The sequence below is a fragment of the Pseudomonas sp. NFACC25 genome, assembly GCF_900100935.1.
Taxonomy (GTDB): Bacteria; Pseudomonadota; Gammaproteobacteria; order Pseudomonadales; family Pseudomonadaceae; genus Aquipseudomonas; species Aquipseudomonas marginalis.
This window is the reverse complement of the sequence record NZ_FMUC01000007.1, coordinates 298,393-312,506: the sequence shown is the minus strand read 5'-3', so window position 1 is coordinate 312,506 and position 14,114 is coordinate 298,393. Positions and strand designations below refer to the sequence as shown.

General features: G+C 59.2%; 14 protein-coding genes. 7 read left to right on the top strand and 7 right to left on the bottom strand.

Going from position 1 to position 14,114, the window contains the following annotated elements:
• Nucleotides 1-34: 34 nt before the first annotated feature.
• The 4 genes from glcF to BLQ09_RS18155 all read right to left on the bottom strand — a co-directional run bounded on the left by glcF (nt 35) and on the right by BLQ09_RS18155 (nt 4,304).
• Complete coding sequence (glcF, locus tag BLQ09_RS18170; RefSeq protein WP_092358118.1) at nt 35-1,306, bottom strand: glycolate oxidase subunit GlcF; 1,272 nt, start codon at nt 1,304-1,306, stop codon at nt 35-37.
• Nucleotides 1,307-1,309: 3 nt separating this feature from the next.
• A complete protein-coding gene (glcE, locus tag BLQ09_RS18165; RefSeq protein ID WP_092358116.1) occupies nt 1,310-2,374 on the bottom strand; it encodes a glycolate oxidase subunit GlcE in 1,065 nt (354 codons plus the stop codon).
• Complete coding sequence (gene glcD / locus BLQ09_RS18160) at nt 2,374-3,873, bottom strand: glycolate oxidase subunit GlcD (RefSeq protein WP_092358114.1); 1,500 nt, start codon at nt 3,871-3,873, stop codon at nt 2,374-2,376. Before glcD ends, glcE begins: the two co-directional genes overlap by 1 nt.
• Nucleotides 3,874-4,109: 236 nt before the next feature.
• Nucleotides 4,110-4,304, bottom strand: a complete 195-nt coding sequence (locus tag BLQ09_RS18155) for a hypothetical protein (protein WP_027605713.1) — start codon at nt 4,302-4,304, stop codon at nt 4,110-4,112.
• A 109-nt stretch (nt 4,305-4,413) separates the two neighbouring features.
• Between BLQ09_RS18155 and BLQ09_RS18150 the strand changes: the two genes are divergently transcribed.
• Genes BLQ09_RS18150 through BLQ09_RS18120 form a run of 7 tightly spaced genes read left to right on the top strand, consistent with a single transcriptional unit; the run spans nt 4,414 to nt 10,857 of the window.
• The gene (locus BLQ09_RS18150; RefSeq protein WP_092358112.1) at nt 4,414-5,358 is read left to right on the top strand and encodes a fatty acid desaturase; all 945 of its coding nucleotides are present in this window, start codon (nt 4,414-4,416) and stop codon (nt 5,356-5,358) included.
• A 30-nt stretch (nt 5,359-5,388) separates the two neighbouring features.
• Nucleotides 5,389-6,420, top strand: a complete 1,032-nt coding sequence (locus BLQ09_RS18145; protein WP_092358110.1) for an ABC transporter ATP-binding protein — start codon at nt 5,389-5,391, stop codon at nt 6,418-6,420.
• Entirely contained in the window at nt 6,417-7,046 is a 630-nt protein-coding gene (locus tag BLQ09_RS18140) for an ABC transporter permease (RefSeq protein ID WP_027605716.1), read from the top strand. Before BLQ09_RS18145 ends, BLQ09_RS18140 begins: the two co-directional genes overlap by 4 nt.
• The gene (locus BLQ09_RS18135) at nt 7,046-7,729 is read left to right on the top strand and encodes an ABC transporter permease (protein ID WP_043293549.1); all 684 of its coding nucleotides are present in this window, start codon (nt 7,046-7,048) and stop codon (nt 7,727-7,729) included. The genes BLQ09_RS18140 and BLQ09_RS18135 overlap by 1 nt, the downstream gene beginning before the upstream one ends.
• A 49-nt stretch (nt 7,730-7,778) precedes the next feature.
• Entirely contained in the window at nt 7,779-8,684 is a 906-nt protein-coding gene (locus BLQ09_RS18130) for an ABC transporter substrate-binding protein (protein ID WP_092358108.1), read from the top strand.
• 36 nt (nt 8,685-8,720) lie between these two features.
• A complete protein-coding gene (locus BLQ09_RS18125) occupies nt 8,721-10,049 on the top strand; it encodes an LLM class flavin-dependent oxidoreductase (protein ID WP_092358106.1) in 1,329 nt (442 codons plus the stop codon).
• Nucleotides 10,050-10,083: 34 nt separating this feature from the next.
• Complete coding sequence (locus BLQ09_RS18120) at nt 10,084-10,857, top strand: phosphate/phosphite/phosphonate ABC transporter substrate-binding protein (protein WP_092358104.1); 774 nt, start codon at nt 10,084-10,086, stop codon at nt 10,855-10,857.
• Between the two features lie 65 nt (nt 10,858-10,922).
• Here the strand turns inward: BLQ09_RS18120 and BLQ09_RS18115 are convergent, their stop codons facing one another.
• The 3 genes from BLQ09_RS18115 to BLQ09_RS18105 are packed head-to-tail and all read right to left on the bottom strand — an operon-like array spanning nt 10,923 to nt 14,109.
• On the bottom strand, nt 10,923-11,945 hold the full coding sequence (locus tag BLQ09_RS18115) for a transketolase family protein (protein ID WP_027605720.1): 1,023 nt from the start codon (nt 11,943-11,945) through the stop codon (nt 10,923-10,925).
• Entirely contained in the window at nt 11,942-12,790 is an 849-nt protein-coding gene (locus BLQ09_RS18110) for a transketolase (protein ID WP_027605721.1), read from the bottom strand. Before BLQ09_RS18110 ends, BLQ09_RS18115 begins: the two co-directional genes overlap by 4 nt.
• 17 nt (nt 12,791-12,807) lie before the next feature.
• Nucleotides 12,808-14,109, bottom strand: coding sequence for an MFS transporter (locus BLQ09_RS18105; RefSeq protein WP_092358102.1), 1,302 nt, complete (start codon nt 14,107-14,109; stop codon nt 12,808-12,810).
• Nucleotides 14,110-14,114: the final 5 nt, after the last annotated feature.

Here is a 14,114-nt window from a genome sequence, read left to right as displayed (position 1 = left end):
AGGGGGCCGATTCAATCCAGGCATTGCGCCCCGGCTAGTTTGCTGGGGGCTTCGATGCGTGCAGCCGCAAGGATTCTCCAGTACCTGGCGAGGGCAACGCGGCCTCGACCAGTTCGATCCAGTGCCTGACCGGGGTGCGTCCTGCTCCGTCAAGGTGGGACTGACAGCCTATATTGGCGGTGACGATGACGTCGGGGTGGCCGCTTTCCAACGCATTCAGCTTGTTATCGCGCAGTTGCCGCGACAATTCGGGCTGGGTCAGCGAATAGGTGCCCGCCGAGCCGCAGCACAGGTGGCCGTCGGGAACCGCGGTCAGGTTGAAGCCCAGGCTTGTCAGCAGGGTTTCAACGGCTCCGCCGAGTTTTTGCGCGTGCTGCAAGGTGCAGGGGCAGTGGAACGCCAGGCGCTGGTCGCTGTGTACACCGAGCTTATCCAGCGGCTCGCCGCGCAGCACTTCAACCAGGTCCCTGGCCAGGGCACTGACCCTGTGCGCCTTGTCGGCATACGCCGGGTCGGTGCTGAGCAGGTGGCCGTAATCCTTGATAAAGGCCCCGCAGCCGCTGGCGGTTTGCACAATGGCCTCGGCCCCGTTTTCGATGCTCGGCCACCATGCATCGATGTTGCGCCGGGCGCGCTCAAGGCCCGCCGCCTGAGCGTCGAGGTGATAATCCACCGCACCGCAGCAGCCTGCCTCGCGGGTGGATATGACGCTGATCCCCAGGCGATCCAGCACCCGCGCCGTGGCGGCGTTGGTATTGGGGGACAGACTCGGTTGCACGCAGCCCTCAAGCATCAATACCTGGCGGGCGTGGCGCGTGGTCGGGCGCGGTTTGGGCGGGTAGACGCGGCGAGGCAACTTGGCCTGCAAGGTGTTGGGCAACAATGCCCGAAATAGCTGGCCACTGCCGATCAGCAGGTTGAATAGGGCGGGATTGGGAACGACGCTGCGCAACCCCTCGCGCAGCAAACGCTGACTGAGTGGGCGTTGCACTGCCGCGTCGACCACCGCCCGGCCGATGTCGAGCAAGTTGTGATAGTCGACGCCAGAGGGGCAGGTGGTTTCGCAGTTACGGCAGGACAGGCACCGGTCCAGGTGTTGCTGGGTCTTTTGCGTGACTTCATTGCCTTCGAGCACCTGCTTGATCAGGTAGATGCGTCCCCTCGGGCCATCCAGTTCATCGCCCAGCAGTTGATAAGTCGGGCAGGTGGCATTGCAAAAACCGCAGTGCACGCAACTGCGCAGGATGCGTTCGGCTTCTTCGGCGCGCGGCAGTCGGCGGGCGTCTTCGCTCAAGGTGGTCTGCATGGTTCAAAGCTCCGCGTACAGGCGACCGGGGTTGAAGATGCCCCGTGGATCGAGTTGCTGCTTCAGGTTCCGGTGGTAGCGCATCAACGTGTCGGGCAGCGGTTGGAAGGGACTGTCGATCAGGCCCGGGTGGTAGCAGGTCCCATGCCCGCCGGCTTTTTCGACCACCGCGCGAATGACCCTCGCGTCGGCGTCGGATTTGAGCCAGCGCTGGGCGCCACCCCAGTCGATCAATTGGGTACCTGGCAGCGCCAGTCGGGGCGTGTTGTGCGGCAAGGACAGGCGCCAAAGGGGCAGATCCCCATCGAAAAAACCCAGCCGGTGTTCGTTCAGGTCTTGCCAGTAGGCAGCGTCCAGCACCTCGCCGCCCAAGCGCTCATGGGCCGCCGCCACCGAGCCTTCACCCCCTTCGAGCCGCAGGTGCAGGCGCTGGCCATCGTGACACGCCGCGCTGATCGGCAGCGGTTGCTGCCCCCATTCCGCCAGGCGCAGCAAGGCACGGTCGGTGTCCATTTCCAGGCTGATACTCAAGGTTTGCCGTGGTTTGGGCAGGACCTTGAGGGACACTTCGGTCACCACCCCAAGTGCGCCGTAACTGCCGGCCATCAAGCGCGACAGGTCGTAGCCGGCGACGTTCTTCATGACCTCGCCGCCGAAGCGCAAATGCTTGCCCTGTCCGGTGATGACCCGCGTCCCGAGGACAAAGTCGCGGACCGATCCTGACCAGGGGCGTCGCGGTCCCGAGAGTCCGCAGGCAATCATGCCGCCGACGGTGGCGTGCTCACCGAAGGAGGGCGGTTCGCAGGGCAGCATCTGGTGCGCGGCGTCCAGCACTTCTGCCAGCTCCGCCAAGGGCGTGCCGCAACGGGCGGTGATCACCAGTTCCGTGGGGTCGTAGCTGACGATGCCCCGGTGGACGCGGGTGTCGAGGACTTCCCCGGTGACTGCGCGGCCGAGGAACGCCTTGCTGTTGGAGCCCTGGATACGCAGCGGCGTGGCGTCGTTCAGCGCCTGGTTGACCTGCTCCAGCAGCGCTGCGCTGGCGTCGATAGGGTGTTCGCTGCGCATCAGAAACGCTCCAGGTCGGGGAAGGGCATCTGACCCAGATGAACGTGCATGGCGCCAAACTCGGCGCATCGATGCAACGTCGGGATGTTCTTGCCGGGGTTGAGCAATCCGCCCGGGTCGAAGGCGGCTTTGACGGCGTGGAATATGGTCAGCTCATCGCTGTTGAACTGGGCGCACATCTGATTGATCTTCTCGCGGCCCACACCGTGTTCACCGGTAATGCTGCCGCCGACCTTCACGCACAATTCGAGGATCTTGCCGCCCAGGGCTTCGGCGCGGTCGAGTTCGCCCGGTTGATTGGCATCGAACAGGATCAGCGGGTGCATGTTGCCGTCGCCGGCGTGGAAAACATTCGCCACCCGCAGGCCGTACTCGGTCGATAACGCCGCGATAGCGTGCAGCACCCCAGGCAGTTCGCGACGCGGGATCGTCCCGTCCATGCAGTAATAATCCGGTGAGAGGCGGCCCACCGCCGGAAACGCATTCTTGCGCCCGGCCCAGAAACCCACGCGTTCAGCCTCATCCCGAGCCTGGCGCACTTCGGTGGCGCCGGCCTGCTCCAGCACCTGGCGCACGCGGTGGCAGTCGTCGTGGACGTCGGCTTCCACGCCATCGAGTTCACACAACAGAATCGCTTCGGCGTCCACCGGGTAGCCGGCGAGAATGAAGTCTTCGGCGGCGCGAATGGCCAGGTTGTCCATCATCTCCAGGCCGCCCGGGATGATGCCGGCGGCAATGATGTCACCCACCGCACGGCCAGCCTTCTCAACGCAATCGAAGGCTGCCAGCAACACTTTGGCGGTTTGTGGTTTGGGCAGCAGCTTGACCGTGACCTCGGTGATCACCCCGAGCATGCCTTCGGAGCCGGTGAACAATGCCAGCAGATCGAAACCCGGAGCATCGAGGGCCTGGGAACCCAGGCTCACGTGTTCGCCGTCGACGGTCAGGATGTCGACCTTGAGCAGGTTGTGCACGGTCAACCCGTACTTCAGGCAATGCACGCCACCGGCGTTTTCCGCCACGTTACCGCCGATGGAACAGGCGATCTGCGAGGAAGGGTCCGGCGCGTAATACAAGCCGAACGGCGCAGCCGCCTGGGAAATCGCCAGGTTGCGTACCCCCGGCTGAACCCGGGCGGTGCGGGCAGCGGGGTCGATGTGCAGAATGTTGTTGAAGCGCGCCATCACCAGCAGCACGCCTTTTTCCAGCGGCAGCGCACCGCCGGACAACCCGGTGCCCGCGCCGCGAGCCACCACCGGTACACGCCGCTCATGGCAGACTCGAAGCACGCCCTGGACCTGATCGATGTGGCGCGGCAGCAGCACCAGCATGGGCGTGGTGCGATAAGCCGAGAGTCCGTCGCATTCGTACGGCTTGAGCGCTTCGTGCTGGTGCAGGATTTCCAGGTCAGGCAAGCGAGTCTGCAGGGCGTGCAGCAGCGCCTGTTTGTCGACGTCAGGCAGGACGCCATCGACGCGTTCATCGTAGAGAATGTTCATAGTCGGTAGGCAACCCTCCGTTGTTTTTATTCGAGGTCTGTTCCGATGCAGCTGGCTTGCATCATTCGCCTGGATTACTTATTCATTTTAGGAATAAGCATAATAAAATATAGTCCTTGATCGTATTAATCATCATGCTACCTTGCTGTCACCGGACCGCCGGATATGTTCAATCCTATTGTTATGGTACGACTATGTCCGGCGCCCGAATCTTCCAAATCAGCCTTGAGGCTCTGTCACATGACGGCGCCCATGTCGCGATTTCTCACGCCGACAATATCAGCACCCGTCCTTTTTCTTCCATTGCCGTTCCATCCGTTACCGGCAAACCTCTCCCTTGTCAGGCCAACAGCGAAGCCTGCAGTGCAATCAGCGAAGGCTTGGCGTTTCTTCTCTACGCCATGTGAATCGTCGTTGTTGGGCACTTCCATACCGTTAGTCCAGCCATTCATCTTCAGGTAATCCCGGTTTATGGGTTGCAGCTTGAAGTGTGAGTGATTGGGCGCCCGTTCCGAGCACGTTCTATCGCGACTGACAACAATGCCAAACTATTTGGATGACGCTCATCGAGCGGAAATCGTCAAGCTGAGCACTACCCTGACCAGTAGAACCGAATGGCCCACCTGGCTTTTGTTAGTCGGGTTTTATCTGGCCTGGGCGTTTATTGTTTTTTATGGGCAAGTACTTGGCGAAGTATTCAGCCTTGTCCTGCTGGTGCCACTGGTTGTGCTGTGGATGTCGATTCAGCATGAGCTTATCCATGGTCACCCAACCCGTTGGCCCGCCATAAACAAGGCCTTGGGATTTCTGCCGTTTGCCGTTTGGTACCCCTATGACATTTACAGGGACACCCATTTGGCACATCACAACGACGAAGTGCTGACGGTACCCGGGCAAGATCCGGAAAGTCGTTATGTCAACGGTGCTTTTTGGTTGCGCTCGCCTCGGTATATCAGAACGTTGTTATGGGTAAACAAGACCTTGGGCGGTCGTTTGCTTATGGGCGCGCCACTGGCGGTGATAGCCCTTGCGGGTAGCGAAATCAGAGGGCTGTTTCATACCGGCCGAATCGCTTGGCGGATGTGGGCCGCGCATCTACTCAGTGTTGGCGTAGTGCTGGCTTTGGTTGAGGAATACAGCGCCATCAGTGCCATACAGTACTTATTCCTGGTTTCGTTGCCGGCTTTGTCGATTGCCATGATCAGGTCGTTTTACGAACATCGTCCGTCAACGTATCCGGAACACCGCACGGTTATCAATGAATCGTCGGGGCTGTTGAGTTGGCTGTTTCTCAACCTCAATCTTCACCTGGTTCATCACGATCTTCCCGGTTTGCCCTGGTTTTACTTACCCAGGGTGTATAGAGCCAGGCGTGAACAATGGATCGCGCGAAACAATGGCTATGTCATTCATGGCTACTTCCAGTTATTGCAGAAACATCTGGTCAGTCCCGTGGATTGTCCTCGCCATCCTGCTGAGCACTAACACTAGGCAAGCTAATGTGGGCGTCGGAAAATGATACGTTTTGAAGCCATCAGGAAAACTCATAAAGGCAGCCCGCGAATGGCCGTGAGCGATTTAACGCTTCACGTCCGGGAGGGGGAGATCTGTGTATTTGTCGGGCCGAGTGGCTGCGGCAAAACCACCATTCTGCGCATGATCAACCGGCTGGATACCCAGGACAGTGGCCGCATCCGTGTCAACGGCGTGGCGACCGATGAACTTGACGTCGTTACGCTACGTCGCGGCATTGGTTTCATGATGCAGAGCGCCGCCTTGTTTCCTCACCAGACGGTTGCCGAAAATATTGGCGCAGTCCCGCGGCTGCTGGGCTGGAGCCAACATAAAATCCGCCGGCGCGTGAGCGAGCTCATTTCCCTGGTTGGGCTTCAGCCGGAATTTCTGGACCGCTACCCTAACCAGCTGTCGGGCGGGCAGCAAAGTCGTGTCGCCCTGGCAAGGGCATTGGCCTCGGACCCACCGGTTGTATTGATGGACGAACCCTTTGCCGCGCTTGATCCGGTGATACGCGAGCGACTGCAGGATGAACTGGTTGCGCTTCAGCGACGTCTGCATAAAACCATTATCCTGGTGACCCATGATATGGAGGAGGCCATCAAGATTGGTGATCGGATTGCGATCTTCGAGGGCGAAGGGAAACTTGTCCAGTTCGATACCCCTCACAACATCCTTGCCCATCCTGCCAGCGAGTTTGTGAGGAGCTTTATCGGCAAAGATCCGCAGTTAAAAAGACTTTCGCTGATGAAGGTTTCTGATCTTCCGGTGGATGAGATCAGTTGTGAATTCAAACTTCTACTGGATGACAAGTCCAACCCGTTGAAGTGGGTCAGTGACTCGGACATGCCTGTTCCGGAGCTGACAACAGTGTCGAGTCACGACTCGTTGCATCACGCCCTGGTTAAGATGCTAACGGCGCCTATGGGGGTGGTTGTTCGCGTGGACGAGGCCGGCGGTTACGAAGGTTGCCTGTCGATTGCCAGCCTTCACAGCGCACTTAATGAACGCCGCTTCGGAAGTGCGCAATGATTGACTGGTCCTGGATCGTTGAAAACTGGCAGCAGATCGGCCAGCTGTTAGTCGATCATATTCAACTGGTGACCCTGGGCCTGTGTATAGGGATGCTGTTGGCGGGTGCAATGGTGCTCTTGACGTTGTGGCAGCCAGGATTGGCGCGGCCGATGATTTATGCCTGCGGCATACTTTTTACCATTCCGTCCCTGGCACTGTTTATTTTGATAATGCCTTTTACCGGGTTATCCAAGACCACGGCGGTCATTGGTTTGAGCCTGTATTCCTTGCTTATTGTGTTGCAGAACACCTTGGCGGGACTTGCGAGTAACCCTGCGGACGTATTGGAGGAAGCCCGTGCGCTCGGGTATACGCGCATGCAGAGATTCCTCGGGGTTGAACTTCCACTGGCGCTGCCTGCGTTATTGGCGGGCTTACGAACAACCTCGGTCACGTTGGTGGGGCTGGTGACGGTTACTGCCTTGATTGGTCAAGGCGGACTGGGCCAGTTGTTCATTACCGGGCTGGCCCAAAGTTTCACTACACCTGTGGCGGTCAGCCTGGTCCTGACCGTGATGTTGGCGTTATGTTTTGATTTTCTGTTTTATTCAATCAATAAATGGCTGGTGCCTTGGGTGCGCTGATGAACATGATCGCAAGTGTCTACCTTTGGTTTTCTCTACCTGATAATTGGTTGGGTGAAAACGGCATACTGACTCGGCTGGCAGAGCATATTTATTATGTGTCCTTGAGCCTGGCTATTGCTTGTGCAATAGCGTTGCCGCTCGGCGTACTACTGGCTAACTACCGCAAAGGCGCGCAGGTGGCGATAGGGCTGTTCAATATTGGGCGAGCATTACCGTCCCTGGGTATTGTGATACTTGCAATCATGCTTATTGGCTATGAAACCAGCACGGTGATTATCGCGTTGGTGACCATGAGCATCCCGCCGATATTAACCAATACCTATGTTGGCATCGATCAGGTGGATTCATCCCTGAAGCAGGCTGCCAGATCGATGGGCATGCGCAGAGGGCAGATGTTTTTTCAGCTCGAGTTGCCGCTGGCTTTTCCGCTGATCTTTTCAGGGTTCCGCTCAGCCCTGGTGCAACTTATCGCCACGGCCACCATCGCCGCGTATGCCGGCTTCGGCGGGCTGGGCAGGTTTCTGATTGATGGACTGGGCCGAAATGATACGCCGCAAATCATTGGCGGCGCACTGATGGTGTCGGCACTGGCGATTGCCAGTGAGTGGGTTTGTTCAATGATAGAAACATTCATGGTTAGAAAATGGCGCGCGGGGAAAATCGAACTAAGCGCTACATGACCTGAGGCACTTGAAAGTGTGTATTAACTCTGCAGAGGTGCAAACCCACATGAAAAACAAACAACGTTCGAAGGCTCGCTCAGCGCACTCGGTTTCATTGCTGCTGGGGCTAGGCTTGCTGGTGGGCAGCGCGTTGGCCAGCGCTCAGTCCATCACCATTGGAGGGGCCAATTTTTCCGAGCAGACGATTCTCGCCAACATCTATGCGTCAGCCTTGAAAAATCAAGGGATAGACGTCAAGACCCGACTCAATCTGGGCAACCGCCAGATCATCGCCCAGGCCCTGGAAAACGGCGATATAGACGTCGTCCCCGAATACCTGGGGTCACTGTTGAGTTTCTATGACGACAAGACCGCCCTGACCACCCAAAAGGAGATCCTCAGCGCTTTGCAACAGAAGTTGCCGGCGGACCTCCAGCTGCTTGAGCCTTCGTCCGCAGGCTCCATTACCGCCTGGGCCGTCACCCAAAAGACCGCAGAAAAGTACAACCTGCGCACCTTGTCCGACCTGGCGCCCGTCTCGGGTGATTTCACCCTGGGCGGGCCTCCCGAAGTCGCCACGGCCGCGTTAGGCCTGCCCGGGTTGAAGGCGGTCTACGGCATCAACTTCAAGAGCGTCAAGTCGCTGGACATGGGCGGGCCCTTGTCGCGGCTGGCGTTGAACTCCGGCGCCATCGACGTGGCCACGGTGGTCTCCACGCAAGGCATCCTGGCGAAAGAGCCTTGGGTTGTCCTCGAGGACGACAAGCACCAACAGCCCCTGCAAAACATCACGCCACTGGGGCGCAAGGCGTTGCTGACCCCGGAAGTCACCCAGGTGCTTAACGAGGTTTCTGCAAAGCTGACCGATGACGACCTCAAGCAACTCAATCGCCTGGTTGATATCGATCACAAGGACCCCGCGAAAGTCGCGGCGCAGTGGGTCGCCGAACATACCGTCAAGACGGTCCAGTGAAAATCAATGCGACGTGGGTAAGGTCGCGGAGGCGTTATGTCGAATAAAAGTATGATTTTGAATTTGTTCTTTTTTAACCCCCAGGGCGATCATCGTTTTTCCTGGCGCCACCCGCAGGCACCGACCCAAGAGATATTGACCCTGGGTTACTACGTAAAACTGGTGCAGGCGGCGGAGGCGGCGAAGTTTGATGCGGTTTTTGTTGCGGATCACGTTGCGGTCTGGGACTCCGTGGCCAGCGGGCTGAGGCACTATGCCAACGCCCGCCTGGAACCGATTACGCTGTTGTCCGCACTGGCGGCGGTTACCGAGCACATCGGGCTGATGGGCACGGCTTCGACTTCCTATAACGAGCCCTTCAACCTCGCGCGCTATTTTGCTTCGCTGGACTACCTCAGCGCAGGGCGGGCCAGCTGGAATATCGTGACGTCCTGGCTGGAAGAAGAGGCTTCGAATTTCGGATTGTCAGGCGTGACGAAACACGGCGATCGTTATCTGCGGGCCGAGGAGTTCATCCAGGTCGTCAAGCAGCTTTGGGACTCCTGGGAGGAGGGCGCGCTTGAATTTGACAAGGGCACCGGCGACTTTGCCGACCCCTCGAAAATCCACCCGATCAATCACAAAGGCGCACATTTCAGCGTACGTGGGCCGCTTAACGTGCCGCGTCCACCCCAGGGGCATCCGGTCCTTGCCCAGGCGGGGTCTTCTGAAGCCGGCAAGAACCTGGCCGCCGCCCATGGGGACGTACACTTCTGTTTTATCAACTCGGTCGAGGAGGGACTGGCGTACAGGGCCGATTTGAATCGCCGACTCGAGTTGAAGGGCAGGCATTCCAGTGATCTGAAAATCATCACCGGCGTGCTGCCGGTGGTGCTCGGGGATGAGACTGAGGGGGAACGACGTCGGCACCTGGAGGACAGCCTGATTATCGATGCGGTGGCGATTGACCTGGTCTCCAGCTACACCCGCCTGGACCTGACAGGACTATCGCCGGACGGCCCGTTGCCAGCGTTGCCGGATGAGTCCGAGTTTGATGGCATTCGAACCGAGCTGGCCCTGCTCAAGCAGTACGACACCTCCCTGTCCATCCGCGAAATAGGGCGCCGGTTGGTCAAGAGCTCCAGCACCTGGCTGTTGATCGGAACGGCGGAGCATATTGCCGACAAGCTTTCAGCGTTATACGAGTCGAATGCCGTCGATGGCTACAACCTCATGTTTCCGTTTTTGCCCACTGACTTCGAAACCTTCACCCGTGGCGTGGTGCCTCTGCTGCAAGCCAGAGGGGTGTTCCGCCAGGAATATGAGCCCGGGACACTGAGGGATCGCTTGGGCTTGAAGACGCCGGCCAACCGTTTCCTGTTGTGAGCAGTATCAATCGCACCCTCTGAATGGATGTCATATGACCAGCGATCTATCCATGTACCTCGCTCCCGCCAGGGTTCTACACGCACAGGATGCCTGGCTTGAGCGCATCCTGGCGATTCTCGGCGAGCGCCGTGGGCAAACACAGGTCGTTGATCTCGCGGCGCACTGGCTTTCCCCGGATCTGTTGTTATCCCAGACCTGCGGCTATCCATTCGTTACGTCGCTGCGGGGAAAGGTAAAGCTGGTAGGGCGCCCGAGCTATGAGCTTACCCATGGCTCCGGCGGGGACCATTGCAGTTTGCTGCTCTGCAGGGCTGATTCGGCCGTGATTGACCTGGCGGGTTTCCAGGGGCGCCATGGCCTGATCAACGCCCTGGATTCCAACTCTGGAATGAATTTATTTCGCCACACGCTGGCCGGGATCAGCGACCGAGGTTTCTTCTCGAAACTCACCTTCACCGGATCCCACAGGGAGAGCCTGCGAAGGCTTAGAGAAGGCGAGGGTGATTTGGCTTCCATCGACAGTGTCACCTACGACTATCTTGCGAGAGATCACAGTGACGAGATCGAAGGCCTCAGGATCCTGACACGAAGTGCGCGCAGTCCCTGCCTGCCTTACATCACCTCGATTGGTCAGGACGCCGTTTCAATCAGAAACGCAATGAACGAAGCCTTGGGGCAGCTTCCTGAGGTGTCCCGTGACCTCGCGATCAAGGAAGTCCTGCCGGCCAGTGAGGCTGACTATGAGTGTCTCCTGGAATATGAGCGCAGTGCGGCCAGTCGCGGCTTTTCGTTTGTAGCGTCCTGAGCGGCCCCACCTCAAACGGAGGCACTCCTGCAGGGGACTCATTCAGTCCCCGGCAGGTTCAAACCCTATAGCCAACCCTTGATCTGCGCGCACACAGCCTGGGTGGAAATACCGTAGCGATCGTGCAACGTCGGAAGCGCTCCCGCATCGAGAAACGCGTCCGGCAGCGCTATTTGCCGGAACGTCGGGGTAACGCCATTGCGCAACAGCACGGTTGCCACCGCTTCGCCCAATCCGCCAATGATGGAGTGGTTTTCGGCCGTCACTACCAGTCGTCCCGGCTTTCTGGCTTCAGCCAGAATGGTCTGCTCATCCAAAGGCTTGATGGTGGGCACGTGAAGCACCGCGACATCCACGCCATCTGCCTGTAGTTCCTTGGCGGCTTCCAGGGCGCGCATGGTCATCAAACCGGTGGAAATGATTAAAACCTCATTGCCCGTGCGCAGGGTCTTGGCCTTGCCGATCTCGAATGTATAGCCATATTCGTCGAGCACCAGCGGTACGTTGCCGCGCAGTAACCGCATGTAGACCGGCCCTTGATGCGCAGCAATGGCGGGCACGGCTTGTTCGATTTCCAGGGCATCGCAGGGGTCGACGATCATCAGGTTGGGCATGGCGCGGAAAATCGCCAGATCATCCGTTGCCTGGTGGCTGGGGCCGTACCCGGTGGTCAGGCCCGGCAGGCCGCAGACGATTTTGACGTTGAGGTTTTCCTCGGCAATCGCCATGCAGATGAAGTCATAGGCCCGGCGCGACGCAAACACCGCGTAAGTGGTAGCGAAGGGCACGAACCCCTCCCGAGCCATGCCGGCTGCCGCGCTCATCAACAGTTGCTCGGCCATGCCCATCTGGTAGAAACGCTCCGGATGCGCCTTGGCAAAAATGTGCAGGTCGGTGTATTTGGACAAGTCAGCCGATAAACCCACGATGTCCTGGCGCTGGTCCGCGAGTGCGGCCAATGCGTGACCGAATGGCGCTGGTTTTGTGGCCTGGCCTTCAGCGGCAATCGAGGCAATCATCGCCGAGGTGGTCAGCTTTTTCTTCGCCGCTGCGGGTGCCTGAACGTCAGTCTTGTGTGCGTTGCTCATACGGTTTTGCCTTCTTCCAGGTTGTTCAGGGCCACATCCCATTCATGCTCGTCGACGCGGATGAAGTGAGTCTTTTCGCGGGTTTCCAGGAACGGCACGCCTTTGCCCATTTTGGTATCGCAGATGATGACGCGCGGTTGTGCGCCGGGGTGGCTGCGGGCCGCGTCGAACGCCTTGACCAAGGCATCCAGGTCGTTACCGTCTACCCGCTGGGTGAACCAGCCAAAGGCTTGCCAGCGGTCAACGATGGGTTCAAATGCCAGCACTTCGCTGGAATGTCCGTCGGCTTGCTGGTTATTCACGTCGACAATGGCGATCAGGTTGTCGAGCTTCCAGTGCGAAGCGGACATGACCGCTTCCCAGGTGGATCCCTCATTCAGCTCGCCGTCCGACAGCAGGTTGTAGACGAATGAGGCGGACTGTTTGCGCTTCAAGCCCAGGCAGGCACCCACTGCGATGCCCAGCCCCTGGCCCAGGGAGCCGCCGGTAATCTCCATGCCGGGGGTGTAGGCGGCCATGCCGGACATGGGCAGGCGGCTGTCATCCGAACCGTAGGTTTCAAGTTCATCCAGTGGGATGATTTGCGCTTCAATCAGCGCCGCATACAGGGCTATCGCGTAGTGGCCGATGGAAAGGTAAAAGCGATCACGCTGTTCCCATTCCGGGTCTTCGGGCTTGTAGTTCAAGGCGTGGAAGTACGACACGGCGAGCAAGTCTGCCGCGCCCAGCGCCTGGCCGACATAGCCCTGGCCCTGGACTTGGCCCATGCGCAAGGCATGGCGGCGAATGTTATGGGCGCGCTGCACCAGCGTGGTGGAGGACGCGCGAGATAAAGTGGCAGTCATGGAAGTTCTCCGTTAACTCAACGATTGACCGAAGCGGCAGGAATGCGCAGCACCAGGCAGGCACCGATGCACAGCACACCGGTAATCAGGTACATACCGATGGCGCTCGAACCGGTCGTGGTGGTGATCCAACCAATCAGGTAGGGCGAGCAGAAACCCGCCAGATTGGCAAAGCTGTTGATTCCAGCGATCCCGGCAGCGGCGGAGACGCCACCGAGCAAGGTGGTCGGCAGCATCCAGAACAGTGACGACGCCGACAGCACGCCTGCTGCCGCAAGGCACAGGCACAACACCGACAGCATCAGGTGGGTGCCGAACACCGCCGCCAACGTGAGGCCCAGCGCACCGGCAAGCATTGGCGCCACCAGATGCCAACGGCGCTCCTGGTGCTTGTCGCCGCTGCGCCCCATCAGCACCATCGCGACAATGGCGCACAGGTAGGGGAGGCTGGTGAGCAAGCCGATGTGCATCGGGTCGGCAACGCCGGCATTACGGATAAGGGTCGGCAGCCAGAAGGTGATCGCGTACTGGCCCATGACCACGCAAAAGTAGATGCAGGCGAGAATCCACAGGCGGCGGTCGCGCAGGAAGGCGCCGACCGATGCATGGGTGACTTTACGGCTGTTGTCCTCGGCGAGTTCTTTGCTGACCAGCGCTTTTTCTTCATCGGTGAGCCAGGTCGCCTGGTGCACGCCGTCCTTGAGGTAAGCCAGCACCATCAGGCCAACGATGACGGTCGGAATGGCTTCGAGCACGAACATCCACTGCCAGCCCGCCCAGCCATGTACGCCGGCGAACTGGGTCATGATGTAGCCCGAGAGCGGCCCGCCGATCATGCCGGAGAGCGGGATGGCGATGAACCACAGCACGGTCATTTTGGCGCGGCGGTAGGAGGGGAACCAGTAGGTGAGGTAGAGCAGCAGGCCCGGTGCGAGCCCGGCTTCGGCGATACCGAGCAGGAAGCGCAGCGCATAGAACTGCCAGGCCGTTTCCACGAAGGCGAAGAGGGCGGAGATAATGCCCCACGAAATCATGATCCGCGCGATCCAGCGCCGGGCACCGACTTTGTGGAGGATGAGGTTGCTCGGCACTTCGCAGAGGAAATAGCCAAGAAAGAACATGCCCGCGCCGAGCCCGTATACGGTTTCGCTCAGGGACAGGTCATTCATCATCTGCAGCTTTGCAAACCCGACGTTTACCCGGTCCAGGTAGGCGCACAGGTAGCACAGCATCAGGAAAGGCATCAATCGCCAGGCAGTTTTGCGATACGCGCTTGCGCGCACTGTGGACACAGTGTCGAGCGTCATGGTGGTCATCATGAGGG